26 protein-coding genes and 1 riboswitch are annotated in these 25,626 nt (G+C 62.2%); of the genes, 12 read left to right on the plus strand and 14 right to left on the minus strand.

What is annotated here, in order from left to right; genetic code table 11:
• Window positions 1-24: 24 nt before the first annotated feature.
• The 5 genes from NOX35_RS16585 to NOX35_RS16605 form a co-directional block, all read right to left on the minus strand.
• A complete protein-coding gene (locus NOX35_RS16585) occupies window positions 25-720 on the minus strand; it encodes an ABC transporter ATP-binding protein (protein ID WP_003069489.1) in 696 nt (231 codons plus the stop codon).
• 160 nt (window positions 721-880) lie between these two features.
• The gene (locus NOX35_RS16590; RefSeq protein WP_256494051.1) at window positions 881-1,699 is read right to left on the minus strand and encodes an ABC transporter ATP-binding protein; all 819 of its coding nucleotides are present in this window, start codon (window positions 1,697-1,699) and stop codon (window positions 881-883) included.
• Between the two features lie 3 nt (window positions 1,700-1,702).
• On the minus strand, window positions 1,703-3,043 hold the full coding sequence (locus NOX35_RS16595) for a branched-chain amino acid ABC transporter permease (RefSeq protein ID WP_256494052.1): 1,341 nt from the start codon (window positions 3,041-3,043) through the stop codon (window positions 1,703-1,705).
• Window positions 3,044-3,046: 3 nt separating this feature from the next.
• Complete coding sequence (locus tag NOX35_RS16600) at window positions 3,047-4,000, minus strand: branched-chain amino acid ABC transporter permease (RefSeq protein WP_182283310.1); 954 nt, start codon at window positions 3,998-4,000, stop codon at window positions 3,047-3,049.
• Between the two features lie 113 nt (window positions 4,001-4,113).
• Window positions 4,114-5,349, minus strand: a complete 1,236-nt coding sequence (locus NOX35_RS16605; protein ID WP_182283311.1) for a branched-chain amino acid ABC transporter substrate-binding protein — start codon at window positions 5,347-5,349, stop codon at window positions 4,114-4,116.
• Window positions 5,350-5,618: 269 nt separating this feature from the next.
• On the opposite strand from NOX35_RS16605, the gene NOX35_RS16610 reads away from it, so the two are divergent.
• Complete coding sequence (locus NOX35_RS16610; RefSeq protein WP_256494054.1) at window positions 5,619-6,839, plus strand: ISL3 family transposase; 1,221 nt, start codon at window positions 5,619-5,621, stop codon at window positions 6,837-6,839.
• A 55-nt stretch (window positions 6,840-6,894) separates the two neighbouring features.
• Here NOX35_RS16610 and NOX35_RS16615 read toward each other — a convergent pair whose 3' ends face one another.
• From NOX35_RS16615 to NOX35_RS16630, 4 genes are all read right to left on the minus strand, one after another.
• Window positions 6,895-8,130 (minus strand): branched-chain amino acid ABC transporter substrate-binding protein, encoded by a 1,236-nt coding sequence (locus NOX35_RS16615; protein WP_256494056.1) that lies wholly within the window; start codon window positions 8,128-8,130, stop codon window positions 6,895-6,897.
• A gap of 187 nt (window positions 8,131-8,317) precedes the next feature.
• Window positions 8,318-9,340, minus strand: coding sequence for a DUF4123 domain-containing protein (locus NOX35_RS16620; RefSeq protein WP_256494058.1), 1,023 nt, complete (start codon window positions 9,338-9,340; stop codon window positions 8,318-8,320).
• Window positions 9,337-9,585 (minus strand): hypothetical protein, encoded by a 249-nt coding sequence (locus NOX35_RS16625; RefSeq protein ID WP_256494059.1) that lies wholly within the window; start codon window positions 9,583-9,585, stop codon window positions 9,337-9,339. Before NOX35_RS16625 ends, NOX35_RS16620 begins: the two co-directional genes overlap by 4 nt.
• Window positions 9,586-9,674: 89 nt before the next feature.
• Entirely contained in the window at window positions 9,675-11,318 is a 1,644-nt protein-coding gene (locus tag NOX35_RS16630) for a 3-(methylthio)propionyl-CoA ligase (RefSeq protein WP_256494060.1), read from the minus strand.
• Window positions 11,319-11,522: 204 nt separating this feature from the next.
• On the opposite strand from NOX35_RS16630, the gene NOX35_RS16635 reads away from it, so the two are divergent.
• The 5 genes from NOX35_RS16635 (at window position 11,523) to NOX35_RS16655 (ending at window position 15,397) form a co-directional block, all read left to right on the plus strand.
• Entirely contained in the window at window positions 11,523-13,058 is a 1,536-nt protein-coding gene (locus tag NOX35_RS16635) for a YdiU family protein (RefSeq protein ID WP_371878492.1), read from the plus strand.
• The gene (msrB, locus tag NOX35_RS16640; protein ID WP_182283315.1) at window positions 13,055-13,471 is read left to right on the plus strand and encodes a peptide-methionine (R)-S-oxide reductase MsrB; all 417 of its coding nucleotides are present in this window, start codon (window positions 13,055-13,057) and stop codon (window positions 13,469-13,471) included. The genes NOX35_RS16635 and msrB overlap by 4 nt, the downstream gene beginning before the upstream one ends.
• 214 nt (window positions 13,472-13,685) lie before the next feature.
• Window positions 13,686-14,255 carry a septation protein A gene (locus NOX35_RS16645; protein WP_182283316.1) on the plus strand — a complete coding sequence of 190 codons (570 nt, stop codon included), beginning with the start codon at window positions 13,686-13,688 and terminating at the stop codon, window positions 14,253-14,255.
• Window positions 14,252-14,518: a BolA family transcriptional regulator gene (locus NOX35_RS16650; protein WP_182283317.1), complete on the plus strand. Its 267-nt coding sequence runs from the start codon at window positions 14,252-14,254 to the stop codon at window positions 14,516-14,518. Before NOX35_RS16645 ends, NOX35_RS16650 begins: the two co-directional genes overlap by 4 nt.
• A gap of 93 nt (window positions 14,519-14,611) precedes the next feature.
• Window positions 14,612-15,397 (plus strand): peptidylprolyl isomerase, encoded by a 786-nt coding sequence (locus NOX35_RS16655; protein WP_182283318.1) that lies wholly within the window; start codon window positions 14,612-14,614, stop codon window positions 15,395-15,397.
• A 75-nt stretch (window positions 15,398-15,472) separates the two neighbouring features.
• Here the strand turns inward: NOX35_RS16655 and NOX35_RS16660 are convergent, their stop codons facing one another.
• The 3 genes from NOX35_RS16660 to NOX35_RS16670 are packed head-to-tail and all read right to left on the minus strand — an operon-like array spanning window position 15,473 to window position 17,859.
• Entirely contained in the window at window positions 15,473-16,339 is an 867-nt protein-coding gene (locus tag NOX35_RS16660) for a hypothetical protein (protein ID WP_256494062.1), read from the minus strand.
• Window positions 16,336-16,923: a sigma-70 family RNA polymerase sigma factor gene (locus NOX35_RS16665; protein WP_182283320.1), complete on the minus strand. Its 588-nt coding sequence runs from the start codon at window positions 16,921-16,923 to the stop codon at window positions 16,336-16,338. Before NOX35_RS16665 ends, NOX35_RS16660 begins: the two co-directional genes overlap by 4 nt.
• Before the next feature lie 39 nt (window positions 16,924-16,962).
• A complete protein-coding gene (locus tag NOX35_RS16670) occupies window positions 16,963-17,859 on the minus strand; it encodes a hypothetical protein (RefSeq protein ID WP_182283321.1) in 897 nt (298 codons plus the stop codon).
• Between the two features lie 416 nt (window positions 17,860-18,275).
• On the opposite strand from NOX35_RS16670, the gene NOX35_RS16675 reads away from it, so the two are divergent.
• Window positions 18,276-19,568, plus strand: coding sequence for a cytosine permease (locus tag NOX35_RS16675; protein ID WP_256494063.1), 1,293 nt, complete (start codon window positions 18,276-18,278; stop codon window positions 19,566-19,568).
• 66 nt (window positions 19,569-19,634) lie between these two features.
• On the opposite strand, the gene NOX35_RS16680 is transcribed toward NOX35_RS16675, so the two are convergent.
• Window positions 19,635-20,399 carry an ankyrin repeat domain-containing protein gene (locus NOX35_RS16680; RefSeq protein ID WP_256494064.1) on the minus strand — a complete coding sequence of 255 codons (765 nt, stop codon included), beginning with the start codon at window positions 20,397-20,399 and terminating at the stop codon, window positions 19,635-19,637.
• 122 nt (window positions 20,400-20,521) lie between these two features.
• Here NOX35_RS16680 and NOX35_RS16685 point away from each other — a divergent pair, with 122 nt between their 5' ends.
• Entirely contained in the window at window positions 20,522-20,995 is a 474-nt protein-coding gene (locus NOX35_RS16685; RefSeq protein WP_256494066.1) for an SH3 domain-containing protein, read from the plus strand.
• A gap of 67 nt (window positions 20,996-21,062) precedes the next feature.
• On the opposite strand, the gene thiD is transcribed toward NOX35_RS16685, so the two are convergent.
• Window positions 21,063-21,935: a bifunctional hydroxymethylpyrimidine kinase/phosphomethylpyrimidine kinase gene (gene thiD / locus NOX35_RS16690; RefSeq protein ID WP_182283324.1), complete on the minus strand. Its 873-nt coding sequence runs from the start codon at window positions 21,933-21,935 to the stop codon at window positions 21,063-21,065.
• Between the two features lie 65 nt (window positions 21,936-22,000).
• A riboswitch (TPP riboswitch) is annotated at window positions 22,001-22,162 on the plus strand.
• 63 nt (window positions 22,163-22,225) lie between these two features.
• Here thiD and NOX35_RS16695 point away from each other — a divergent pair.
• The 4 genes from NOX35_RS16695 (at window position 22,226) to thiE (ending at window position 25,539) form a co-directional block, all read left to right on the plus strand.
• On the plus strand, window positions 22,226-23,320 hold the full coding sequence (locus NOX35_RS16695; protein WP_256494067.1) for an FAD-dependent oxidoreductase: 1,095 nt from the start codon (window positions 22,226-22,228) through the stop codon (window positions 23,318-23,320).
• Between the two features lie 106 nt (window positions 23,321-23,426).
• Window positions 23,427-23,624 (plus strand): sulfur carrier protein ThiS, encoded by a 198-nt coding sequence (gene thiS / locus NOX35_RS16700; RefSeq protein ID WP_182283326.1) that lies wholly within the window; start codon window positions 23,427-23,429, stop codon window positions 23,622-23,624.
• 159 nt (window positions 23,625-23,783) lie between these two features.
• A complete protein-coding gene (locus NOX35_RS16705; RefSeq protein ID WP_053281721.1) occupies window positions 23,784-24,587 on the plus strand; it encodes a thiazole synthase in 804 nt (267 codons plus the stop codon).
• 10 nt (window positions 24,588-24,597) lie between these two features.
• The gene (gene thiE / locus NOX35_RS16710) at window positions 24,598-25,539 is read left to right on the plus strand and encodes a thiamine phosphate synthase (protein ID WP_256494068.1); all 942 of its coding nucleotides are present in this window, start codon (window positions 24,598-24,600) and stop codon (window positions 25,537-25,539) included.
• Window positions 25,540-25,626: the final 87 nt, after the last annotated feature.

Genomic DNA, 25,626 nt, shown 5'->3' on the forward strand with positions numbered 1-25,626 from the left:
AAGCCGCTCAAGGGGTGTGTCAGCTCACACCTCCAGCCACTCCTTGCGAACCTTTTCGTTCGCCCTGAGGGTCTCGGGAGTGCCGTCAAACACGATATGTCCATGGCCCATGACCAGTGCCCGATCAGAGATATTCATGGCAATGGTCAGCTTTTGCTCGATCAGCAGCACAGACACGCCGCGATCCTTGATCTTCTTGAGGTATTCGCCCACCAGCTCCACGATCTTGGGTGCCAGCCCTTCCGTGGGTTCGTCGATGATGATGAGATCCGGGTCGCCCATCAGCGTGCGACAGAGTGTGAGCATCTGCTGCTCGCCGCCCGACATCACGCCGGCCTCGGTGTGCTGACGCTCCTTGAGGCGGGGAAACATGGCATACATGTCGTCAAAACCCCAGCGGCTGCCTTTGCCCTTGCCTTTTTGCCCCAGCATCAGGTTCTGATGTACGGTCAGATTGGGGAATACGTCACGACTCTCCGGCACATAGCCGATACCCAGATGGGCCACCTCATAGGCTTTCTTGCCATGCAGGTTCTTGCCTTTCCAGTCCAGCGCCCCCTCCCAGTGCACCAGTCCCATGATGGCCTTGGCCGTGGTGGAGCGGCCCGAGCCGTTGCGCCCCAGCAGGGCCACGATCTCGCCCGCATGGACCTCGAAGTCCACACCATGCAGCACATGGCTCTTGCCGTAGTAGGCATGCAAATCATTGATCTTCAACATCTGCTGATGTCCTCTCAGATTTTCAATTGGTTCGAAGCCTTGGAACATGCTCGGCCCAGCTCAGTGGCAGCAAGCAGAGCTCGCTCCACAGCGCAGTTGTCGTCTCCTTCCCGCGAAGCGAGAGAGAGGGAAGCGGCGTAGCCGCTCAGGGTGCGCTGCATCAATGCGCTCCTGCCTGCTGATCGGCGACTGAGGAGCCCAGGTAGGCCTCCTGCACCCGAGCATTGGCACGCACAGCTTCGGGAGTGTCATAGGCGATGACCTCGCCATAGACCACCACGGCAATCTTGTCCGCGAGTCCGAAGACCACCCCCATGTCGTGCTCCACGGTCAGCAGCGTCTTGCCTTCAGTGACCTTCTTGATCAGCTGAATGAAATGTGCGGTTTCGCTGTTGCTCATGCCTGCCGTGGGCTCGTCGAGCAGGATCACGCTGGCACCGCCGCCGATGGTGATGCCGATCTCCAGCGCGCGCTGCTCGGCATAGGTCAGGTTCACCGCCAGCGTGTCGCGCTTGCGGTGCAGACCGATCATCTCCATCAGCTCGTTGGCGCGTTCGTTGGCGTCATGCAGATTGGAGAGAAAGCGCCAGAAACTGTAGCGGTAGCCCAGGCTCCAGAGCACGCTGCAGCGCAGGTTTTCAAACACCGAAAGCTTGGGGAAGATATTTGTGATCTGGAAGCTGCGCGACAGCCCCATGCGATTGATTTCGAAAGGCTTTTTGCCGTCAATGCGCTGGCCGTGCAGCAGCACCTCGCCGCTGCTGGGCTCGAAACGGCCGCTGATCAGATTGAACAGCGTGCTCTTGCCTGCACCGTTGGGGCCGATGATGGCGACACGCTCGCCGGCATTGACCGCCAGGTTGGCGCCGCGAATGATTTCGGTCTTGCCGAAGCTCTTGCGCAGATCGCGCAGCTCCAGCGCATGAGAGGACTGCTGCACCGCTTGCGCAGCCGGTTGATGGATGGCGATGCTGGACATGGTTCAGCCCTCCCCTTTCTTGATGCTTTCTTCGATCGCTTCCTGTATGCGACCCCAGCGACGGGCCGTCAGTCGGCGCACGCCCTCCAGCAGGCCCAGGCCCACCACGAACACCACGATCGCCACGGTCCAGGTGGCAGCAGCACCGGTGTCCAGCTCGGCTCCCATAAATGGCACCTTGGGGCCCAGGGCCGCATTGAGCTGCATGTGATAGATCATCTCGATCAGCGACGCGGCACCAATCACTGTCACGATGCCCGCCGCCAGAATGCCCAGATAGGGCATGAGCAGGCGCTTGAAATGGCCGAACTTGGCGACGCGCAGATTCATCATGATCAGGCTGGCCACACCGCCGGGGGCATACATGACCATGAGCAGGAACACCAGGCCCAGATACAGCAGCCAGGCCTTGGTCAGCTCGGACAGCAGCACCGATGCCAGCACCAGCAGCACGGCACCGATGATGGGGCCGAAGAAGAAGGTGGCGCCGCCCAGGAAGGTGAACAGCAGATAGCCGCCCGAGCGCACCACGCTGACACTGTCCATGGCCGTGATGATCTCGAAATTGATGGCCGTCAGCCCGCCGCCGATGCCCGCAAAAAAGCCTGCAATGATGAAGGCGAAGTAGCGCACGCGCTGGGTGTTGTAGCCCACGAATTCCACGCGCTCCGGGTTGTCGCGCACGGCGTTCAGCATGCGTCCCAGCGGCGTGCCGGTGAAGGCAAACATGGCAGCCGTGCAGACAAAGCAATACACGGCAATCAGGTAGTACACCTGCAGGCCCGAGCCGAAATCCAGCCCGAAGAACTTGCTGTAGACCCGGTCCGTGGTGATGCCGCCCTCGCCGCCGAAGAACTCTGGAAACATCAGCGCCATGGACGCCACCAGCTCTCCCAGTCCCAAGGTGATCATGGCAAAGGTGGTGCCGGATTTCTTGGTCGTCACATAGCCGAAGAGCGCGGCGAAGAACATGCCCGCCAGGCCGCCCACAACGGGAATCAGCACCAGCGGAATGGCCATCTCGCCTGCAGCGGCCTTGTTCATGGCATGGATGGCCAGGAACGAGCCCAGGCCGGTATAGACCGCATGCCCGAAGCTCAGCATGCCGCCCTGCCCCAGCAGGATGTTGTAGGACAGGCAGATGATGATCAGATAGCCGATCTGGCTGAGCATGGTCAGAGCCAGCGAGCTGGTGAAGATCAGCGGTGCCACGATGAGCGCCAGCGCAAACAGGCCCCAGATCAGAATTCGCCCTATGTTCAAGGGCTTGAAGCGGTAATGTCCCTGGGTCCGAGCCTTGTCGGCAGCAGAAGAATTCATGGATGTTTTTGCAATCGAAGACATGGCTCAATCCCCTCTGGTACCCAGCAAGCCCCTGGGGCGGAAAATCAGAATCAGCACCAGGAACAGGTAAGGCAGAATCGGCGCAACCTGCGACAGTGTCAGCCGCAACACGGGCCAGCCGAAGGTGGACTCATTGACCTGATGACCCATGGAGGCGAACAGGCCGGCCAGAGACCAGTCCAGTGCCACGGCAAAGGTCTGCACCACGCCGATCAGCAGCGAGGCAACGAAAGCCCCGGCCAGCGAACCCATGCCGCCGACCACCACCACGACGAAAATGATGGAGCCGACGGAGGCCGCCATAGCGGGCTCGGTCACATAGGTGTTGCCGCCGATCACTCCGGCCAGCCCGGCCAGCGCGCAGCCGCCGCCGAACACCAGCATGAACACGCGCGGCACGTTGTGGCCCAGCGCCTCCACCATTTCGGGGTTCTTGAGCGCGGCCTGAATCACCAGACCGATGCGTGTGCGCGTCAGCAGCAACCAGACAGCCACCAGCATCAGCAGCGCCACCAGCATCACAAAGGAGCGCGACTTGGGGAACTGTGTGCCATACAAGGTGAAAAGCGGCCCCTGCAGCGCCGATGGCAGCGCATAAGGCACGGTGCCACGCCCCCAGACCAGTTGCACCACCTCAAGAATCAGATAGGACAGGCCAAAAGTCACCAGCAACTCGGGCACATGGCCATATTTGTGCACGCGGCGCAGGCTGTGGCGCTCGAACAGCGCCCCCAGCACGCCCACCAGCAAGGGGCAGAGAAAGAGCGCGGGCCAGAACCCGATGACGCCGCTGAGCGTGTATGCGAAGTACGCACCCAGCATGTAGAAACTGGTGTGAGCGAAATTAAGCACGCCCATCATGCTGAAGATCAGCGTCAGGCCCGAGCTGAGCATGAAGAGCAGCAGCCCGTAGCTCACGCCGTTGAGCATGGATATGGTGAAAAATTCAGGCGTCATCGACTTGCCTTGTTCTCATGAGCAAAAAGACCGCTGCGGCACTGCACCTGTTATGCGCTCTTGTGGGTGCGGATGCTGCAGCACGAGGGAAAGTGAGAATATGCGGGTCCGGCTCAGGACGGACGCTTCATCTGGCAACTGGTGGGCGTGCTGGCCACATAGGGCTCGTAGTACTTCACGGGGGCGAAGGTGTAGCCGGTGTTTTCCGCGTCATAGGGGAACTTGCCGCCCGCCTTCTGCCACTTCGAGATATACAGGCCCTGCTGCAGCTGGTGGTCGCTCTTGCGCATTTCGACATCGCCATTGAAGCTCCTGAGCTTCATGCCCTCGAGAGCCGCCGCCACCTTGACCGGGTCGGTGGAGCCCGTCTTGACAAAGGCCGCATCCAGCAAGGCGAAGACATGGTAGATCGAGCTTTGCGTCAGGTCGTCGTTGAACTTCTTCTTGAAGCTGTCCATGCTGGCCTGAATCGGCGCGCCCATGTTGTAGTGCCCGTAGGTCACGGTATAGACCTTGCCATCGGAGGCAGCACCCATGGCCGTGGGAGCGCCGGCGCCAAACGCGTAATAGGTATAGAACTTGACGTTGTTCAGGCCCGCGTCGTTGGCCGCCTTGAGCAGCAGTGACAGATCTGCGCCCCAGTTGCCGGTGATCACCGTATCAGCACCCGACTGCTTGATCTTGGCCACATAGGGCGCGAAGTCGCGTACCTGGGCCAGCGGAGAAAAGTCATCGCCCACGATCTGCACATCGGGACGCTTTCTCTTGAGCAAGTCCTTGGCGAACTTGGACACCTGCTGACCATGCCCGTAGTTCTGGTTGATCAGATAGACCTTCTTGACCTCGGCATCGTCCTTCATGAAGGTGGTCAGCGCCTCCATCTTCATGGAGGTATCGGCATCGAGTCGGAAATGCCAGTAGCTGCACTTGCTGTTGGTCAGGTCGGGATCCACGGCCGCGTAGTTGAGATAGAGCAGCTCCTTGCCCTTGTTGCGCGCATTGTGCTTTTCCAGTGCATCCATGATGGCCAGCGCCGGGCCCGAGCCATTGCCCTGCGTCACATAGCGCACACCCTGATCCATGGCCGAGCGCAGCGCAGCCGTGGTCTCCTGCGGGCTGAGCTTGTTGTCCAGCGCCACGACCTCGAACTTCACGCCCGAGGCGTTTTTCTTGTTGAACTCTTCCGCCAGCAACTGAAAAGTCTTGAGCTGATTCGTTCCCACGGCAGCCATCAGACCCGACAGGGGATCAATCCAGGCGACCTTGACGATTTCACCCTTCTGAGCCCAGGCACCACCTGCACTTACTGCCATAGCCGAGAGGGCCACCGCGCGCATAACCCATTTCATACTTGTCTCCTTTCATTGTTTTTGCTAGCGACTGCCGCCAATCTACCGGCCGGTAGACTTTTTCCCGCTGGGGAAAGCCTTAGTAACTATCACGCATGCGACTTCCAAGGCAGATTCGCGGCAATTGGCGACACTTGCGCGACAGCTGCTCGCACTTGCAGACGAATGAAACCCGGCAATAAAAAAGGTTCATCGAGGAATTCCGTGGAGATGAGCCCGTTCGTTTTGTAATCTGACGGCAGCGAAGCTGACATCGGAGAACAAATCAAATGCTGGACTCGAAGTTATTGCAGGCTCTTGGCGGCTGGGAGGGCTACGAGGTTGAACGTGTGCAGTGGCCCCAGGGCGATAGCCGCACCGTGTCGATCTATCTGAAGCCGCAGGCCAGCGTCATGCATTGCGAACGCTGCGGTGCGCAGTGCAGCCAAGTCCATGAGACCACGACACGGCGCGTGCGCGATCTGGCATTGTTCGAGTACAAGGTGGTGCTGCATGTGCCGCGTCGGCGTCTGTGGTGCGATAGCTGTGGTGGCCCGTGCCTGGAGAAACTCAGCTGGCTCGGTCGCTACCAGCGCGTCACAGACCGTCTGGCACAGGCGTGCAGCCAGTTGCTTCGCAGCAGCAGCATCAAGGCAGTCGCGGCCTTCTTCGATCTTGGGTGGCACACGGTCAAGTCCATCGACAAGGCCTTATTGCTGGCCACTACCGCGCAGCCGCAATGGGATCAGATCGAGTATCTGGCGATGGACGAGTTTGCGTTGCACAAGGGCCATCGCTACGCCACAGTCGTCGTCGACCCCATCAGCCGGCAGGTGCTGTGGGTGGGGCAAGGGCGCTCACGCGAGACGGCCCGCCAGTTCTTCGAGCAGTTGCCCGTTGGCGTTGCCCAGCGCATTCGCGCGGTTGCTATCGACATGACTACTGCCTACGAGCTGGAGATCCAGGCCAACTGCCCCAACGCCGAGATCGTCTATGACCTGTTCCATGTCGTGGCCAAGTATGGCCGGGAGGTTATCGACCGAGTGCGTGTCGATCAGGCCAACTTGCTGCGCCAACAGCCCTTGGCGCGCAAGGTGCTCAAGTCCAGCCGCTGGTTGCTACTGCGCAATCGCAACAAGCTGCAGGCTCAACAAGCAGTGCAGCTCAAGGAACTGCTGGCGGCCAATGAGCCATTAATGGCGGTATACGTCTTGCGCGATGAGCTAAAACAGCTGTGGTTTTACCGTCGTCCGGCTTGGGCGCATCGCGCCTGGCAGCACTGGTGTGAGCAAGCGCGCCAAAGCGGTATTACAGCACTGAGCACCTTTGCTCAGCGCTTGCAAAGCTACCTGCACGGGATCATCGCCCGATGCCGGCATCCCTTGAACACAAGTGTTGTCGAGGGCATCAACAACACCATCAAGGTCATCAAGCGCCGGGCCTATGGCTACCGCGATCAGGACTATTTCTTTCTGAAGATTCGCGCAGCCTTCCCCGGTAATGCGCGATGAACCATAAAAAAGGGACGCCACCAGGACGCCCCGAATATCGACCCCGCCTCCCCGCTCAGGAGGGGCGTTTCATCTGGCAGCTGGTGGGAGTGCTGGCCACATAGGGCTCGAAGTACTTCACAGGTGCAAAGGTATAGCCCGTGTTCTCGGAGTCCATGGGGTATTTGCCGCCGGCCTTCTCCCAGCGCGCGATGTACAGGCCCTGCTGCAACTGGTGATCGCTCTTGCGCATCTCGACCTCGCCGTTGTAGTTCTGGAACTTCATGCCCTCCATGGTCGCGGCGACCTTGACCGGGTCGGTGGTCTTGGCTTTGGCAAAAGCCTGGTCGAGCATGTTCAGCCCCGTGTACACGGTGCCGGTGTACATGTCCTCGTTGACCTTGGCCTTGAAGCCCTTGACGATCTTGTCCATGGAACCAGGCATGTTCAGGTGACCATAGCCCACCATATAGACCTTGCCTGCCGCCGCTGCGCCCATGGCCGTGGGCGCGCCCGTGGCAATGGCGTAATAGGTGTAGAACTTGACGTTGTTCAGGCCCGCATCGTTGGCAGCCTTGATCAGCAGCGCCAGGTCCGAACCCCAGTTGCCCGTGATCACCGTGTCGGCGCCCGACTGCTTGATCTTGGCCACATAGGGCGCAAAATCACGTACCTGAGCCAATGGCGAGAAGTCATCACCCACGATCTCCACATCGGGGCGCTTGCGCTTGAGCATCTCCTTGGCGTACTTGGACACCTGCTGGCCATGCGAGTAGTTCTGGTTGATCAGATAGACCTTCTTGATCTCAGGCACGTCCTTCATATAGGTGGTCAAGGCCTCCATCTTCATGGAGGTATCGGCATCGAGGCGGAAATGCCAGTAACTGCACTTGCTGTTGGTCAGATCAGGGTCCACGGCCGCATAGTTGAGGAACACGACCTCCTTGCCCTTGTTGCGCGCATTGTGCTTTTCCAGCGCATCCATGATGGCCAGCGCCGGGCCCGAGCCATTACCCTGGAACACATAGCGCACGCCCTGGTCCATGGCCGAACGCAGCGCGGCCGTGGTCTCCTGCGGACTGAGCTTGTTGTCGATGCCGATGATCTCGAACTTCACCCCCGAAGCATTGCTCTTGTTGAGTTCCTCGGCCACGTACTGCAGGCTTTTGAGCTGATTGGATCCCAGCGCTGCCATCAGGCCCGAGAGCGGGTCAATCCAGGCGACCTTGACGGTCTCACCCTTCTGCGCCATTGCACTCCCCGCGCACGCCAGGATCACCGATGCTGTCAAAGCCTTGATTGCAAACTTCATAGAGCGTCTCCGTTGGTGGTTATGAGCGACGCCCAGCCTAAAGGGCAAGCCAGCGCCTGCGGCCTGGGGGTTGCCCTAGCGCATATCACATTGGTGACTACAGGGTTTACCTCAGGCCACAACTTCAGAAACCATAGCAGGCTTCTCTCACCCATAAAGGTCTAGAGGCACTTTAGACTTCAGCAGTCTAGGGTGGTAGCTGGCTTTCCGTCAGCGGCAGGCCGCTGGAGCTGCTCAGCACCTGAGGCTCGGGCAACTCCCGGCCATCCAGAAGCGGGCCTATCTCGCGCATCAGCTGGTCGAAGCTCAGCCTGCCGGCCTTGACCCCGGCCAAAAGCTCCTTCACGCCGGGCAGCTGATCAAAGCGCGCGCCCGCCATCAACGCCAGGCACAGATAGTTGAGCAGGTCACGTGTACCCGATAGCCCCTGGCGGCGCGCAAACACCAGTTGCTGACGCGTAAACCAATGCATTGCCAGCGGCGGCAATCTGTCGCGCAGATGGGTCTGATTCAGATTGAGATAGTAGATCAGCAGATCGGGCACATTACCCTTTACCAGCGCATCGACCTGAGCGGTGCCGAGTTGCAGCGGCAGGGGCGCCGCAGGCCCGGCAAAATCAGCCACCGCATATTCATGCAAACGGCCCGATCGGCTCCAGCACCACCAGCGTGCGACCGGCCCCAGCAAGGCCCGGCACTGCGCGGGCTGCAGCACGGGATCGATGCCGGATTGCGTGTCCGGATCACTCTGCCCCAGCAAGGCCGCCAGCACGACCGGATCCCAGAAGGCCAGATAACTGCTGTGGCCTCCAGGCAGTCTTGGATCCATGGCCAGGCGCAGATGGGCCAGCAGCACCGGCATCTCGCACTCGCTGGCCAGCAAGCTGGCACAAGGGCTGGCCTGCACCACATCGAGCACGGCATCGAGAAAGTTCTGCTGCCGCATTTTCAAGGCCTGGGCACTGCTGCCCAGGTGCACCAACCAGGGGCTGAGCTTGCCCTCCTTGCTCGCGCGCGTGAAAGCAAACAAGGCCTCGGCACCGCTTTGCGGCACCTGCGCCAACAAGTCACGGTTCTGTGCCGCATCCAGCAACAGATACAGCTGCATGGGCTTGCCTGCTGGCTTGCCGGTCGAATTGAGCTGCGACCAGCACAGAGGCCAGCTCTTGCGTGCAGGTCTTGCTTGCGGCCAGAGCGGCCCGGCGCTCATGGCAACTCCTTGTTCACAAAGGCCGAGCGCTGCTGCGCCCGGCGTGCCAGACACTCCAGACACACATTGCGCGGTGCAGCCGGGGCGACAGTCTCTGGCCCGCAGGCTGCTGCAGGCAGACTCCAAGCACCCAGCCCGCCTAGCAAGGCGGCTGCGAGAAGCTGGCGTCGCAGCAAGTCGTGGGCGCGACCTCCATCCGGTACCGAGGGTGGCGAGCAATCGCAAAAACCGGGAGCTGAAGGCATGGATGTCAAGCAATGGAGCCAGAAGAGGCACAGGCAAAAAAGCCATCATCTCACGATGATGGCTTGGCTCCGGCCGGGCCGGGGGGCGTTCAGACAGCCGAAGGCAGCTTGTAGTCCTTGAGTTCCTCGCGCAGACGGGTCTTGAGCATCTTGCCCGTGGCACCGATCGGTATGGCCTCCACAAACACCACATCATCGGGAATTTGCCACTTGGCCGTCTTGCCCTCGTAGAACTCCAACAGCTCCTCACGCGTGATTTCTGCGCCTGGCTTCTTGACCACGGCCACGATGGGGCGCTCATCCCACTTGGGATGCGGCATGCCTATGCAGGCAGCCATGGCCACGGCCGGGTTGGCCATGGCGATGTTTTCAATATCGATGGAGCTGATCCATTCGCCGCCGGATTTGATCACATCCTTGCTGCGGTCGGTGATCTGCATATAGCCGTCGGGATCTATCGTCGCCACATCCCCTGTCGGGAACCAGCCGTGGCCGTCGGCCCCTCGCACCAGGGGGCTGCCGCTGCCTTTGTAGTAGCTGTCGATGATCCAGGGGCCGCGCACCAGCAGGTCGCCATAGCTTTTGCCATCCCAGGGCTGCTCGTCGCCGGCATCATTGACGATCTTCATCTCCACACCATAGATCGCACGCCCCTGCTTCTGCCGGATCTTCATTTGCTCTTCCTTGGGCAGTTCCAGATGCTTGTTCTTGAGCGTGCACAGCGTGCCCAGCGGACTCATCTCCGTCATGCCCCATGCGTGCAGCACCTCCACGCCGTAGTCATCCTGGAAGGCCGTGATCATGGCTGGCGGGCAGGCGGAGCCGCCGATCACCGTGCGGTTGAGCTTGGAAAAACGCAGGCCGCCTGGCTTCATATAGCCGAGCAGCATCTGCCAGACGGTGGGCACGCCGGCGGCAAAGGTCACGCCCTCGGCCTCGATCAGCTCGTAGACCGACTTGCCGTCGAGCGCCGGGCCCGGGAAGACCATCTTGCAGCCCGTGAGCGCCGCCGAATAGGGAAGGCCCCAGGCATTGACGTGAAACATGGGAACCACGGGCAGCACCGAATCACGGGCCGACAGGCACATCACATCGGGCAGCGCTGCGGCATAGGCGTGCAGCGTGCTGGAGCGGTGGCTGTAGAGCACGGCCTTGGGGTTGCCCGTGGTGCCGCTGGTGTAGCACATGCTGGATGCAGTGTTCTCATCAAACTGCGGCCAGCGGTATTGATCGGACTGACCCGCAATCCAGCTCTCGTAGCTGACGAGACCTGGGATGCCGCTGTCTGCCGGCAGCCGGTCTGCATCGCAGAGCACCACCCATTGCTGCACCTGCGGGCACTTGGCATGCACGGCCTGAATGATGGGCAAAAAAGTCAGGTCAAAGCACAGCACCTTGTCTTCGGCGTGGTTGACAATCCAGGCAATCTGCTCGGGGTGCAGGCGCGGGTTGATGGTGTGCAGCACCCGGCCCGAGCCGCTGACGCCGAAATACATCTCCATATGGCGATAGCCGTTCCAGGCCAGGCTGGCCACGCGCTCGCCCTGGGCCAGCCCCAGGGAGTCGAGCTTGTTGGCCAGTTGGCGCGAGCGGGCCGCCAGATCCTTGTAGGTGTAGCGGTGGATATCCCCCTCCACACGGCGGGAGACTATCTCTCCATCGGCATGGTTGCGTGCGGCGAACTCGATCAGGGAAGAAATCAACAGCGGCTGGCTTTGCATCAGACCCAACATTGGCAGTCTCCTGGATATCGTTGTGAAGATCGGGAAGCATCCTAGCGCGGGCTTCCAGGCCGTCATCTGAGGACTGTCACCAATGCGTAACCTTGGCGACCTTTGTCGGCATCCTCCCTCTGAACGATGTGTGCGCACTCAGGGAAAAACCTAGGCCACTCTCCAACGGGAACCGACTCAACAACCCTGCAAGCCCTGTCCCTGATGCCGCTCAAGCACAATGCCTGGATGAGCGAATCCCCTGCCCCGCAATGGCGCAAGCCCGGCCGATTTGAAGCCCTGGGCCCGGCTTTTTTCACCTATCTGCAACCCACGCCCGTACCCGAGCCGCACTGGATTGCTACCAGCACCAACACGGCCCGCTGGATGGGTCTGAACCCCGAATGGCTGCGCAGCGCCGAAGCACTGCAAATCCTCAGCGGCAATGCCGTCTTCGGCCAAGGCAGCGGCGGCAGCAAGCCGCTGGCCACTGTCTATAGCGGTCACCAGTTCGGCGTCTGGGCCGGCCAACTCGGCGACGGCCGTGCCATCCTGCTGGGCGAGACGGAGCAGGGCTTTGAAGTCCAGCTCAAGGGCGCAGGCCGCACCCCCTATTCACGCATGGGTGACGGCCGGGCCGTGCTGCGCTCGTCGATTCGCGAATTTCTCTGCAGCGAAGCCATGACAGCCCTGGGCATTCCCACCACGCGCGCGCTGGCGCTGACGGGCTCGCCCCTGTCCGTGGCGCGCGAGACCATGGAAACCGCCGCCGTCGTGACCCGTGTGGCCGAGAGTTTCATCCGCTTCGGCCATTTCGAGCATTTCGCCGCACGCGACATGCAGGCCGAACTCAAAGCCCTGGCCGATCTGGTCATAGATCAGCACTACCCCCAGTGCCGCGCGGCCACTGCACTGAACGGCAATCCCTATGCCAACTTTCTGCAGGCAGTGAGCGAGCGCACGGCCCGGCTGCTGGCCCAGTGGCAAAGCGTGGGCTTCTGTCATGGTGTGATGAATACCGACAATATGAGCATTCTGGGCTTGACCATCGACTACGGCCCCTTCCAGTTTCTCGACGCCTTCGACCCCGGCCATATCTGCAATCACAGCGACAGCCAGGGCCGCTATGCCTTTAACCGCCAGCCCCAGGTGGCCTACTGGAATCTCTATTGCCTGGGCCAGGCCCTGCTGCCGCTGATCGGCGACGAAGAGCTGACGATCGCCGCGCTGGAGTCGTACAAGACCGTCTTTCCTGCAGCCTATGCACGCCAGATGCTGGCCAAGCTGGGCCTGCCCGAGAACGAAGCCGGCACGCCCGCCACCGAAGGCCGCTTTGCCCTGCTGGTCAACCCGCTGCTGCAGATCCTGGCCGACAGCAAGGTGGACTACACCATCTTCTTTACCCGCCTGACCGATGCCGTTGCACAGGGGCAGCAAACGGAAATCGACTTTGAGCCACTGCGTGACATCATTCTGGATCGCGCCAGCTTTGATGCCTGGTCACTCGGCTATTCAGCTCAACTGGCACAAGTGGATCAAGCGCAAGCCGTCGATTTGATGCAAAAATCCAATCCGCGCTTTGTGCTGCGCAACCATCTGGGCGAAACCGTGATTCGTACCGCCCAGTCAGGCGACTTTGCGCCTGTGCAGCAAATGCTGGCCGTGCTGCAAGCGCCCTATGAATCGCACCCGGACCACGCTGACTGGGCCGGCTTCCCGCCCGACTGGGCTTCCTCGATTGAGATCAGCTGTTCATCATGAGCTTCCCTGTCCAGAAATCCGACCAAGAATGGCAAGCCCTGTTGCAGGACAAGGGCGCCGAAGCCGCGGCCTTCCAGGTCACGCGCCACGCTGCCACCGAGCGGCCTTTCACCGGCAAATACGAGCAGTTCTGGGCCGATGGCAGCTATCACTGCATCTGCTGCGGCAACAAGCTGTTCGACTCCCATACCAAGTTTGACGCCGGCTGCGGCTGGCCCAGCTTTGACCAGGCCCTGCCCGGCGCCATCACCAATATCGTGGACCGCAGCCACGGCATGGTACGCACCGAGACTGTGTGCAGCAACTGCGGAGCCCATCTGGGCCATGTCTTTCCCGACGGTCCCACCGACACCGGCCTGCGCTACTGCATGAACTCGGCCTCGCTGGATTTCCAGAACGAGTCTCAGAAATAAGAGCTGGCAACGCTTGGGCAGCAAGGGCCACGCTTCCAAGCGGGCTTGCTGCGCTGGCGTTGCGCATCAGCTTTGATAGCTGATTCCGTCCGGCGCACAAGGCTTTGCCCACGGAATGACCTGGGCTTTGGTGCATGATGCGGCTTTACTCACAGCGCCGGGAACCTTGTCGGTGCTGCGCAGTCTGAATTCCAGAACGACTACCATTTCGCGCATGAAGCTGCTGATTGATTTCTTCCCCATCATCCTGTTTTTCGTGGCCTTCAAGGTCTGGGGCATTTACACCGCCACAGCCGTGGCCATTGCCGCCACCGTGGCGCAGATCGCCTATCTGCGCTTGAAGACCGGCAAGATCGAGCCCATGCAATGGATGAGCCTGGGCGTCATCGTACTGTTTGGCGGCGCCACTTTGCTGGCCCATGACGACAACTTCATCAAATGGAAACCCACGGTGCTGTACTGGCTCATGGGCGGCGCGCTGCTGATCGGCCAGTTGGTGTTCAAAAAGAACCTGCTGCGCTCCGTCATGGGCGCGCAACTGCAACTGCCCGACGCCATCTGGCTCAAGCTCAACTGGGCCTGGACTGCTTTCTTCGCCGCCATGGGCGGGCTCAACATCTGGGTGGCCTACAACTTCGACACCGATGCCTGGGTCAACTTCAAGCTGTTTGGCGGCATGGGACTGATGGTGGTGTTCGTGATTGCACAAGCCATCTACATGAGCCGCTACCTGCCCCAGGACGGCGTGCCCAACACGGCCGAAACCAAGGACAAGCAGCCATGAGCATGACCATCAGCGCCCAGGCAATGGACGCAGCCCTGCGCCAGCGTCTGGCCCCGACCCGACTCGAAGTCATCGACGAGAGCTATCAGCATGCCGGTCATGCCGGTGCCAACGACAGCGGTGTGGGCACGCATTTTCGCGTGCGCATCGCTGGCCCGGCCTTTGATGGAAAAACCCGCGTGGCACGCCACCGCCTTGTGTATGATGCACTGCAAGACTTCATTGACCAGGGTGTTCATGCCATCGCCATTGAAGTACTTTGAGAACGCACTGTTCTAGCCACAGGCTCCTTGACGGGAGCCTGTTGCGTATGGACTGAACTTCACTCACTTTTCTCAATCACAACTCGAATGAGCATGAAACAAAAGCAACTGGCCCGCATCGTGGCCGCCGCTGTTCTGGGCGCTGCCGCCCTGTCCGCCTCGGCCCAGAATGTGGCCATCGTCAATGGCAAGGCCGTTCCCATGGCCCGTGTCAATGCCCTGAAGACCCAGATCGAAGCCAGCGGCCAGCCCGTTGTGCCCGAGATGGAAAAGATGATCAAGGATGAAGTCATTGCGCGTGAAATCTTCATGCAGGAAGCCAACCGCCGCGGTCTGGCCGGCTCCGAAGCCTACAAGCAGCAGATGGAAATGGCACGCCAGACCGTGCTGATCCGCGCGCTGTTTGACGACTTCCGCAAGAAGAACCCCGTGACCGATGCCGAAGCCAAGGCCGAATACGACAAGTTCGTCGCAGCCAATGGCGGCAAGGAATACAAGGCCAGCCACATCCTGGTGGAATCCGAAGACCGCGCCAAGGCCATCATTGCCGAAGTGAAGGCCGGCAAGAAGTTTGAAGACATCGCCAAGAAGGAATCCAAGGATCCTGGATCGGGAGCCCGTGGCGGCGATCTGGATTGGGCCAACCCCAACAACTACGTACCCGAGTTCACCGAAGCCCTGGTCAAGCTCAAGAAGGGCGAGATGACCGACGCGCCCGTCAAGAGCCAGTTCGGCTGGCACATCATCCGAATGGATGACGAGCGTCAGGCCGAAATGCCCAAGTTCGAAGATGTCAAACCACAGATCATGCAGCAGCTGCAGCAGCAAAAAGAGCAGCAGTTCCAGGATCAGCTGCGCAAAAGCGCAAAAATCCAGTAACATGATCTAACGTCAGTACCCAAAAGTACTGGCCAGACCATCACCCAAGCCCGCGTCAAGCGGGCTTTTTTTGTCTCACGGTGCTGGATCCGCTATATATTTAGAAGCATTCTTCTCAGAATTGGCATCATCCATCTGCGTTTCCCCCTGCTTTCGCGGGCGGCAATGCAGGGGCTTACCTGCGATGCCAGATGCTTTGCCTGCCTCCTCTTTTGCAGCTTGCGTGTTGCGATGCACCTCAGCCTTCAAGGGACATAGCGGCAATTGCGCGCCTGGCCTGGAGCTCTGCGCCATGGCCTCCGCCGGGGCAGCAGGTTGTGTGGCCTCATCGCTGCGGGATGGCTCTTTGGCAGCCGGCTTTGCGGAGCGCGCCAGGCTTGCAGAGGCTGCCGCACCAGGGGCCGGATCAGCCTCTGGCCGCGACACAGGGGCTGATGCAGCTATAGATGCTTCCATATCCATGGCATCTGGTGCTTTCTCTGCCATAGTTCGAGTCTTTTTTTCCGTGGATTTCTGCGCCAGCGCCGCCTCGGTCGGTGCCAATTCCGCCACGGCGGCACGATCTGCATCTGCTGCAGCCGGAACCGGCTGCGATTCAGCTGGCAGGGCCACGGCTTCGGCCCTGGAATCTCGCTCGCCCTCCTTGCCCTTGTCCGGCCCACTCCACCAGGCGGCATGCTGCAGCATCAGCCAGCCCACCAATCCGACGGCCGCCATTCCGCCCAGCGCATGACGCAGCCAGAAGCGGTCATTGGCGGCAGGCTTGCCCATCGGCTCCGAGGGCTGCTGCCCCACACCTGCCGCACGCTGGCGCGCGCGCTCCAGAACAGCGGCACTGCTTTGCACACTGGGGCCACGGTCCTCTGACACGGCCTCGTGGTAGAGCTCGCGCAGCGCATCGGGCTTGTGGTCGCCAGACGGGGTTTCGGGGTGCATATTCATGCCAGTTCCTCCAGCGCGGCGCGCAGTTTGGCGCGCGCATAGCGCAAGCGGCTTTTGGCCGTTTCCTCGGCAACGCCGGTGGTCTGGGCAATTTCAGCCACCGTCAGATCAGCCTCGACCTGCAGCAGAAAACACTCGCGCTGCTCGGCCGGGAGCCGGGCCAGCGCAGCCAGAATGGCCTGAGCCATGAGCTGGCGATCGAGCTGCTGCTCGGGCTCGAAGCCCGAGGCTGCAAACAGGCTTTCGGCCAGCCGCATGGACTCTTGCGTGTCTGCCGACAGGCTGGTGCCCGGCCGCTGCCTGCGCCAATGGTCGACGAGTCGGTGATGCGCCATGGTGAACAGCCAGGTCGTGAACTTGCTGCGCACCTCATAGCGGCAGGCGCTGTCCACCACAGCAAACCAGAGGTCTTGCGCCAGATCGTCGGCCAGCGCCGCATCGCCCGTATTGCGGTAGAAATAGCGCCACATACGCAGGCTGTGCCGGGCATAAAGCGTCTCGAAAGCCGTGGCCTGCCCTGCAGCATAGCTGCGCATCAGGGCTTCATCGGCGGGTTGGGCTTGGGCAAGCGGCGGTGCAAGCATGCCCGCGATTATGCAAATTCCGGCGACAGCGCAACCAACTCAGTTGCGGGGTGGATCCGGCACAAAGCCATTGTCCCCGGGAAAGGGGTTGGGCGCGCGCGGCTGGGACGGCCGTGGACGAGGCTCGCGGATCACGCCTCTGGCAACCAGATTGGCATAGCTGTCGTAGCGGATACGCACCATCTGACGGGGCTGGTCGGTGTCGGCCTCGAATTCCACCTGGGTGACTTGGGAGCGCTCCACCGTGCCATGGCCCGTGCCCAGTGAAGGGGCCGGCAAGGCCGAAGGTGCACGACGCTCGGCGCTGCGGCTCTTGCTGGCGGCCTGCGGCATGGCACTATCGGCCGCGGCAGACTCGGCAGCCGATGCAGCGCTCGCGGCGTCCGACTCGTAAACTGGCCCTTGATATCTGGCCGGCTCGGGCAGCTTTTCACGGTACAGAGCCACGCCAATCACGCCGACATCCTGCGGCCTGCCGGTTCTGGCGGCATAGGACATATCGCTTTGCGAGAAGTAGAACGCAGCCACGTTGTCATTGCTCTTGCGCCAGCCCCGCACGTCATAGCTGTCGCCTGCATCCAGCACATAGCCACCCTCGGCGCGGGAGCTCGCCGCCCGGCCGTTGATGGCATTGACCCCGTCGACGCTGATGACGCCCATGATGCGTCGGCTCTCGAGGTTGCGGATGCGCACCGCATAGTTGGCACCGGGGCGACCCACCACCCACAGCTCTCCCTCGTGACTGTACTGGGGCAGTACCCGCCCCGTGGCACGTTCGACGATGCTGATCTGGGCCAGCTTGTGGTTGCCACGCGTCCAGGCCGAAGCCGGCGCAGCGGCGACCATCGCGGCAGCACAGAGCAGCGAAGCGCGCAGTAGGCGGCCGCGCGACAGCAAGAAAACTGGAACCCGGGGTTCGATACGGACAGACAGCATGGACAAGGCCTCCTCAAGATACAGCCACAGCGGCGTGAAACAAACTTGTCGGAGGCTGAAACGCAGCAGCAGGCCCAACGGGGTCAAGACAGGCGCTCTGATTTGCAAGCATTTGCAACACCATTGGCAACACCGCTTCGCGCCGCAGTCCTGCTCCGGCCCGGCATGTCTGGCACAATCGCGATCGCTGCAGCCCAAGGCAGGCAGCAATGCTGGGGGTGTCCTGACCATGACCGGTCAGGGCTGAGAGAGTCCCTTTGAACCTGATTGCGCAAGCGGTCTCTTGACGGCCGCTTGCCCGAGATCATCCTCGCGCAGGGAAGCTGTCCAAGGTGTCAGACCGCGACTCGCCATGTCTTCGATGGCCTGCCGTGCAAACCATGCGGCCCCTGCTTCGTTTTTCTGGCGGAGCATTCATGAATTCATCTTCTTCCACATCGGCCAATCGGGCCCTGGCCCCGGTGACGGCGCAGGAGCGCGTCTTTGCCTGGCGCGACCATGCCTCGCTGTGGTTCAGTCTGGGCGTGGGCCTGCTGGTCATGCAGATGGGCGCCTATCTGCTGCCCGCGCTCAGCCCGCTGCATGCGCTGGTTGCTATCGGCATCGGCTCCCTGATCGGCGCCGGCCTGCTGGGCTGGGTGGGCAAGCTGGGCTGCGACAGCGGCCTGTCCAGCGCCGGACTGATGCACTGCGTCTACGGCCGCCACTTCGCACGGCTGCCTATCGTGCTCAACATCATCCAGTTGCTGGGCTGGGGCAGTTTCGAGCTGGTGGTGATGCGTGACGCCACCGTGGCGCTGGGCAAACAAGGCGGCACCATGGGCGCTGCCTACTGGCCCTGGCTGGCCACGCTGCTCTGGGGCGGCGTGATCCTGCTGCTGATGAGCGGCTCCATGACCACCCTGGTGCGCCGCATCATCTCGCGCGTGGCCTTGCCGCTGGTGATTGCCTCGCTGCTGTGGCTGAGCTGGCAATTCCTGAAAATGGCTGGCACCACCGGCCTCGGGACCTTGCTGGCCCGCGAGGGTGCCGGCGGCATGAGCATGCTCGGCGCCGTCGATCTGGTGATCGCCATGCCCATCAGCTGGCTGCCGCTGGTGGCCGACTATGCGCGCCACGGCAAGAGCGGCAAGTCCGCGCTGACGGGTGCCTGGACCGGCTTTGCCCTGGCCAATATCTGGTGCTACTCCCTGGGCGTGCTGGTGGCCCTGACCCTGCCCAGCGAAGACCTGGTCACGGCCCTGCTGCTGGCCCAGGGCGGACTGATCGCCCTGTCGCTGATTCTGATCGACGAGGTGGACAACGCCTATGGCGATGCCTACTCGGGTGCCATGTCGGCCCACAGCCTGCTACCGGGCTGGAGTATTCGCCGCTGGGGCCTGCTGATCGCATCCCTGTGCACGGCGCTGGCCATGGTGCTGCCCATGCACAGCCTGGAGCCGTTTCTGCTGTTGCTCAGCTCCTGCTTTGTGCCGCTGTTCGGCGTGATGCTCGGTCGCCTGGCCTTTGGCACCGATGCCGTGGAGCTGATGCAAAAAGCGCCCGCCGTGCGCTGGGATGCTGTGGCCATCTGGGTGCTGGGCATTGCCTTCTATCACCTGCTGCCCTATGTCAGCGCGGCCCTGGGCTCGGCCCTGCCCACGCTGGCGCTGACCTTTGTGGTGGCCGTCGCCACACGCCAGCTGCAGCCGCGCTCCGTTGCCGCCTGAGAAAAAATCAAACTCAATAGCGACAAACGCCTTTTAACAGGGCGATTCAGCCATTTTTCTGTTTTTTTACCTGGCGCCCGCCGCCTGCAGCAGCTGCACCACGGCCTGCTGCCCGCGCTGGCGTGCATGGGCCAGGGCCGTCACCCCATCCTTGTCGGGCAGGTTCAGATCGGCCTTGGCATCGATCAAGGCCTGGATGATGGCCTGATGGCGCGGCCCGCCATCGCCGAGCACCACGGCTTCCATCAGACAGGTCCAGCCCAGCCGGTTGACATGATTCACATTCACGCCGGCGGCGATCAGTGCCTGGGCTGTTTCCAGATGGCCGCGCTCGCAGGCTGGAATCAGGGCCGTGCCCCCATAACGGTTGGTGCTCTTGAGATCGGCGCCATAGGAAATCGTCATGCGCACAATCTCCAGCCGGCCCTGCGCGCCGGCCAGCAAATAAGCGCTGTCCTGCATCTGGTTCTCGATATTGGGGCTGGCACCATGCATCAGCAGCGATCGTGCTACCTCGATATGGTTGGCCGCCGTGGCCAGCAGCAAGGGGGTATTGCCCCGGGCATCCTGCACGTCGACAGGCGCGTTGTCAGCCAGCAGATTGCGCACCGTCACGGCATCGCCCTGCGCGGCAGCGGCCAGCAATTGCTGGCCCAGCATCTGCAGGTCCCCGGCTTTTGCCGCCGCAGCGGCAGGTGTTGCAGCCGAAGCATTCGCCGACGCCCTACTCTGGCAGGCGGTCAGCAGCGTCGCTGCTGCCAGAGCCGTCAATGCAAGCGTCAATCGGGTAGTCAACGAGGCGCTCCCATGGGCGCGGACTGGCTGGTTCATGGCATTCCTTTATGGCTGTCGGGTGTTCAGCCCCTGTCAGCTTTCTACAGGAACTATAGCTAGCCACGCAAGTCCGATGAGGGTTACAGCCTGTTTTCAATCGATAAAGGAGAATCTGCCCCGTGCCTTGTAACCGCTGGATCCGCACCGCCGCCACTTCAAGCCTGATCGCGCTGGGCGCGCTCACCGCCGGCCTGCTGCCGGCCCTCACACAAGCCCAGGAATTTGTCAGCATCAAGGGCAAGACCGTGAATGTGCGCGAGCAGCCCAACACCCGCTCCGCGACCCTCTGGGAACTGAGCAAGGGCTACCCGCTGCAAGTCACCCAGCGCAAGGGCCAGTGGCTGCGCGTCAAGGACTATGAGTCCACGCTGGGCTGGGTCCACGCCCCGCTGACCAGCAAGAGCCCGCATATGGTGGTGACGGCGCGCACGGCCAATCTGCGCTCCGGCCCTGGCCAGAAGCACAACCGGGTAGGCAAGCTGGAGCAGCATGAGGTGCTGCAGACGCTGAAAAAGCAAGGCAGCTGGGCCCAGGTCCAGCGCAGCAACGGCCAGAGCGGCTGGGTGGCCAAGAATCTGGTCTGGGGCTGGTAATCCCCGAGCCCGGGCCCACCAAAGCCAAAGGCCTGCAGCAGCAGGCCTTTTTTGCGGGCGTCGGCAATCAGCCTTCGACGATCAGCTGTGCACGCGGCGCATAGCCATGATTGAGGGGGCCGTGGCCCTGGCCCGTATAGACCTCGGCTCCCGCCTCGATGGCGCCCAGAATATAGCGGCGCGCCTCGGTCACTGCGGCCTCCAGCTCCAGCCCCTGGGCCAGGAAAGATGCAATCGCCGACGACAGCGTGCAACCCGTGCCATGGCCGTTATGGGTGACGATGCGCTGCGACTGCAGGCGCAGATAGTCGCCTGCCTGCCGGCCTTGCCGGCCCAGCACATCCATGACCAGATCGCCGCTCAGATGCCCACCCTTGAGCAACACCGCCGGCGCCCCCATGGCCAGCAGATCGGCCACGGCCGCATCCAGCGCTCCAATGCCGTCGATGTTGCGACCCAGCAGCAAAGCTGCTTCATCCAGATTAGGGGTAATCACCGTCGCCAGAGGGAACAGCTCCTGGACCAGTGCCTGAGCCGTCTCGGGAACGATCAGGCGATCGCCGCTGGTGGCCACCATCACGGGGTCCAGCACCACGTTCCTGATCCCGTGGCGACGAATCGCATCCGCCACCACACTCACCACATCGGGGGTTGCCAGCATGCCGATCTTGACGGCATCGACGCCTATGTCCTGCACAACGGCATCGATCTGGCCGCGCACGGTATCCAGCGGAATGCCGTGAATGCCCGTCACGCCCAGCGTGTTCTGCACGGTGATGGCCGTGATTGCCGTCATGCCGTAGCAGCCCAGAGCCGCGCAGGTCTTGAGGTCGGCCTGGATGCCGGCGCCACCGCCGCTGTCCGAGCCGGCGATGGAGAGCACGCGTGCATAGCGCTTTTTTGCGGCGCCGGGGATGGAGGATGAAGCAATCACAGTCATGGCAAAAATTATCGCCCATGCGCATGGTCAATGCGCGCAGTTTGCGGTTGTGCTGTAATGTCCAACGGACGAAACAGGGGTGTCCCGCAGGCAAGCAGCCTGCGTGGACTGAGAAACACCCTGGGGCCGCGACAGCCACCGGCTGCGCACCAGAGCACCATCCGTGCCCTGTGCCCCCTGCACCCGATCCAGGTCATGCTGGCGTGGGGAGTTTCACAAGCCGCAAGGCATGCCGCGTTTTGTCCTGCACATGGCCCTGTTCCTGTGTCCGGATGGAAAACGATTTGCACATGTCATTGCTACAAGCTTCTTCAAAGATCGCAATTCTCGGCGGCGGCCTCATGGGCCGTCTGCTGTCGCTGGCCCTGGCCCAGCGCGGTCATGCCATCGACCTCTATGACGCCCACGGCCCGCTAGGCGATGGCGCAGCCGCGCGCGTGGCGGCCGCCATGCTGGCTCCGCTGGCCGAGTCGGCCATTACCGAGCCCGGCGTGGTGCGCATGGGCCAGCATGGGCTCAAGCGCTGGCCCGAGCTGATAGCCCAGCTTGAGCAGCACGTGTTCCTGCAGCAAAACGGCACGCTGATTCTCTGGCACCGTCAGGACCAGGGCGACGCGGCGCGCTTTTTCGGCCTGCTGGAGAAAAACCGGCGCATCAACCCCAGCCTGCCGGCCATGCAGGAGAAGACCGGCGCGGCACTGCAGGACTGCGAGCCCGCGCTGCAGGGACGCTTCAACCAGGCCGTCTATCTGCCCGGCGAAGGCCAGCTGGACAACCGCCAGCTGCTGACGGCGCTGGTCGACAAGCTCACCGCGCTGGGTGTGAAGCTGCACTGGGACAGCCCACGCGAAATCAGCGACTTCCGCCCCGGCGAGGCTGGCCAGCCGGACTTCGTGTTCGACTGCCGGGGCCTGGGGGCCCGCACCCAGTGGAAGCAGCTGCGCGGCATTCGCGGCGAGGTGGTGCGCATCCATGCGCCCGAAGTCACGCTGCAGCGGCCCACACGCCTGATCCATCCACGCTACCCCATCTATATCGCGCCCAAGGAAGATCATCTGTTCGTGATTGGCGCGACCGAAATCGAGTCCGACGATATGTCGCCAGCCAGCGTGCGCTCCACGCTGGAGCTGCTGAGCGCGGCCTATACCGTTCACTCCGGCTTTGCCGAAGGCCGCATAGTGGAGATCGCCACCCAGTGCCGCCCCACCCTGCCCGATAATCTGCCCGCCGTGCGTCTGCTGACTCCACGTGTCATGGAAGTCAACGGCCTCTACCGTCACGGCTTCATGATCTCGCCCGCCATGCTGGACGTGGTGCTGGAGCTGCTGGACCACAATGACTCGCCACTGGCGCGCGAGTTCGATGTCGCCGTGCATCGTGGCTGAACTGCGAGCCCGAACTTTGGCGCACAGCACTTGCACCCCTGGCGCACGCAAGCGCCGCCGTGCAGAGGTTTAACTTAGCACCCGCTTTATTTTCCGTTTCCATGCCATGAAGATCACTCTCAACCAGCAAGCCACCGAGCTGCCAGCCCATGCCACCGTGGCCGATGCGCTGGCGCAGATGCAGGCCAGGCCCCCGTTTGCCGTGGCGGTCAACACGGTGTTCGTGCCCAAGACGCAGTACGCCGACCATGCGCTCAATGAGGGCGACAGGATGGAAGTCATCTCTCCGGTGACAGGCGGCTAGACATGAATCCCCCTGAGTCACTTCGCGCCTTCCCCCAGGGGACGACACCCTCGCGGCGAGGCGGCTCTTGCTCGGTGTCACTGACTTGGCACATGCCTTTTTGAGGCTCACTGGGCTTCACGCGCATTGCGGTACAAAGACAAGAGATATAGATAAATCATGAATACCAAAACTACCGACGACGCGCTGGTTCTCTACGGCCAGCGTTTTGAAAGCCGCTTGCTGCTGGGCACCTCGCGCTACCCCTCGCCGGCGATTCTCGAAGCCGCTGTAGAACGCTCCAGGCCCGCCATGGTCACGGCCTCGCTGCGCCGCCAGGGCAGCAATGCCGCCGAGACAGGTGCCAGCTTCTGGGAGCTGCTGCGCAAGCTCAACGTGCCCGTGCTGCCCAACACGGCAGGCTGCATGACCATCCAGGAGGCCGTGACCACGGCCCAGATGGCGCGTGAAGTCTTCGACACGCCCTGGATCAAGCTGGAGCTGATCGGTGACGACTACACGCTGCAGCCCGACACGCTCAATCTGGTGGAAGCCGCCTCCATCCTCATCAAGGACGGCTTCCAGGTCCTGCCCTATACCACCTACGACCTGGTGCTGTGCCAAAAGCTCGTCGATGTGGGCTGTCAGGCCGTCATGCCCTGGGCTGCGCCCATAGGCACCGGCCGCGGCCCCGTCAATCCCTATGCCATGCAGATGCTGCGCGAGCGCCTGAAGGTGCCGCTGATCGTCGATGCCGGCCTGGGCCGCCCCTCCCACGCCTGCACCGTGATGGAATGGGGCTATGACGCCGTGCTGCTGAACACCGCCGTGGCCCTGTCCGAAGACCCCGTGGCCATGGCCGGCGCATTCTCCGATGCCGTCAATGCCGGTCACGCCGCCTGGCGCGCAGGCGCCATGGCAGAGCAAAATGCCGCCCAGCCCAGCACCCCCGTGCTGGGCACCCCTTTCTGGCATCAGGAATAAAGGCCGGACCATGGACTCCGCAGAAATCAAGGCCCTGGCGCAAGCCATCATCCACCAGCACAGTGCCAACTTTGGTGCCCAGCTCCACCATGATGCCAACTCGGTCGAGCTGACTCCCCAGCCCGTTCCACCCGCGCTGCGTGGCGAGCCCGCCTATCTGGCCGCACTGCAGGCCTGCAGCCTGCTGGGCTTTATTGCCGTGGATGCGGAGACACTGGCCCAGGCTTGGCAGTGCCAGAGCGAGCGCAACAATCATTTCGATGCCACCCACTGGCCCGACGACCCACGCGACTTCGGCCTCGGCAAGGCCGACCCGGCCCAGGCCTTTGCCCATTGCCCGCGCGAGCTGGGCCTCTATGGCGTGCTGCCCACGGCCGAATGGGTGGGCCGCATGGCCCGCGCGGGCGTGCCCACGGTGCAGCTGCGCTTCAAGTCCGACGACAAGGCTGCCATTGCCCGTGAAGTCAAAGCGGCTGTTGAAGCCGTCAAGGGCACACATGCACGTCTATTCATCAACGACCACTGGCAGGCCGCGCTGGACGCAGGCGCCTACGGCATTCATGTGGGCCAGGAAGATCTGGACGTGATCGGCCAGCGCGATCTGGAGACCATCCGCAGCTCGGGCACGCGCTTGGGCGTGTCCACCCATGGCTATGCCGAAATGGTGCGCGCCCATGCGGTCCAGCCCAGCTATATCGCCCTGGGAGCGGTGTTCCCCACCACGCTCAAGAAGATGGCGACGGCCCCGCAAGGTCTGGCGCGTCTGGCGGCCTATGTGCGCCTGATGCAGCAGTACCCGCTGGTGGCGATTGGCGGTATTTCCGAAGACCTGTTCCCCGCCGTGCGCGCCACGGGCGTGGGCTCGGTCGCCGTGGTGCGCGCCCTGGTCAACGCCCCCGATCCGGAAGCCGCTGCCCAGCATCTGCTGCAACGCATGCAGGCTGCAGCCTGAGCGTATCGAAGCGCATCGACTTCCCATTCAATAGCCGCCGGCGCTTGATGCACAAGCGCCGGCGGCTATTTTCATTGAGAGATTCAA

The organism is Comamonas sp. C11 (assembly GCF_024496285.1).
GTDB classification, from domain to species: Bacteria; Pseudomonadota; Gammaproteobacteria; order Burkholderiales; family Burkholderiaceae_C; genus Comamonas; species Comamonas testosteroni_F.

Excerpts from the sequence above, each read along its gene's own strand:
- NOX35_RS16625 (WP_256494059.1), bottom strand. The coding sequence starts at position 9,585 with ATGCCTTCAGCTCCCGGTTTTTGCGATTGCTCGCCACCCTCGGTACCG.
- NOX35_RS16665 (WP_182283320.1), bottom strand. The coding sequence starts at position 16,923 with ATGCTTGCACCGCCGCTTGCCCAAGCCCAACCCGCCGATGAAGCCCTG.
- NOX35_RS16645 (WP_182283316.1), top strand. The coding sequence starts at position 13,686 with ATGAAGCTGCTGATTGATTTCTTCCCCATCATCCTGTTTTTCGTGGCC.
- NOX35_RS16670 (WP_182283321.1), bottom strand. The coding sequence starts at position 17,859 with ATGCTGTCTGTCCGTATCGAACCCCGGGTTCCAGTTTTCTTGCTGTCG.
- thiE (WP_256494068.1), top strand. The coding sequence starts at position 24,598 with ATGGACTCCGCAGAAATCAAGGCCCTGGCGCAAGCCATCATCCACCAG.
- NOX35_RS16605 (WP_182283311.1), bottom strand. The coding sequence starts at position 5,349 with ATGAAATGGGTTATGCGCGCGGTGGCCCTCTCGGCTATGGCAGTAAGT.
- NOX35_RS16680 (WP_256494064.1), bottom strand. The coding sequence starts at position 20,399 with ATGAACCAGCCAGTCCGCGCCCATGGGAGCGCCTCGTTGACTACCCGA.
- NOX35_RS16695 (WP_256494067.1), top strand. The coding sequence starts at position 22,226 with ATGTCATTGCTACAAGCTTCTTCAAAGATCGCAATTCTCGGCGGCGGC.
- NOX35_RS16620 (WP_256494058.1), bottom strand. The coding sequence starts at position 9,340 with ATGAGCGCCGGGCCGCTCTGGCCGCAAGCAAGACCTGCACGCAAGAGC.
- NOX35_RS16615 (WP_256494056.1), bottom strand. The coding sequence starts at position 8,130 with ATGAAGTTTGCAATCAAGGCTTTGACAGCATCGGTGATCCTGGCGTGC.
- NOX35_RS16675 (WP_256494063.1), top strand. The coding sequence starts at position 18,276 with ATGAATTCATCTTCTTCCACATCGGCCAATCGGGCCCTGGCCCCGGTG.
- NOX35_RS16590 (WP_256494051.1), bottom strand. The coding sequence starts at position 1,699 with ATGTCCAGCATCGCCATCCATCAACCGGCTGCGCAAGCGGTGCAGCAG.
- thiD (WP_182283324.1), bottom strand. The coding sequence starts at position 21,935 with ATGACTGTGATTGCTTCATCCTCCATCCCCGGCGCCGCAAAAAAGCGC.
- NOX35_RS16660 (WP_256494062.1), bottom strand. The coding sequence starts at position 16,339 with ATGAATATGCACCCCGAAACCCCGTCTGGCGACCACAAGCCCGATGCG.
- NOX35_RS16705 (WP_053281721.1), top strand. The coding sequence starts at position 23,784 with ATGAATACCAAAACTACCGACGACGCGCTGGTTCTCTACGGCCAGCGT.
- NOX35_RS16595 (WP_256494052.1), bottom strand. The coding sequence starts at position 3,043 with ATGTCTTCGATTGCAAAAACATCCATGAATTCTTCTGCTGCCGACAAG.
- NOX35_RS16630 (WP_256494060.1), bottom strand. The coding sequence starts at position 11,318 with ATGTTGGGTCTGATGCAAAGCCAGCCGCTGTTGATTTCTTCCCTGATC.
- msrB (WP_182283315.1), top strand. The coding sequence starts at position 13,055 with ATGAGCTTCCCTGTCCAGAAATCCGACCAAGAATGGCAAGCCCTGTTG.
- NOX35_RS16600 (WP_182283310.1), bottom strand. The coding sequence starts at position 4,000 with ATGACGCCTGAATTTTTCACCATATCCATGCTCAACGGCGTGAGCTAC.
- NOX35_RS16585 (WP_003069489.1), bottom strand. The coding sequence starts at position 720 with ATGTTGAAGATCAATGATTTGCATGCCTACTACGGCAAGAGCCATGTG.
- NOX35_RS16655 (WP_182283318.1), top strand. The coding sequence starts at position 14,612 with ATGAAACAAAAGCAACTGGCCCGCATCGTGGCCGCCGCTGTTCTGGGC.
- NOX35_RS16610 (WP_256494054.1), top strand. The coding sequence starts at position 5,619 with ATGCTGGACTCGAAGTTATTGCAGGCTCTTGGCGGCTGGGAGGGCTAC.
- NOX35_RS16635 (WP_371878492.1), top strand. The coding sequence starts at position 11,523 with ATGCCGCTCAAGCACAATGCCTGGATGAGCGAATCCCCTGCCCCGCAA.
- thiS (WP_182283326.1), top strand. The coding sequence starts at position 23,427 with ATGAAGATCACTCTCAACCAGCAAGCCACCGAGCTGCCAGCCCATGCC.
- NOX35_RS16650 (WP_182283317.1), top strand. The coding sequence starts at position 14,252 with ATGAGCATGACCATCAGCGCCCAGGCAATGGACGCAGCCCTGCGCCAG.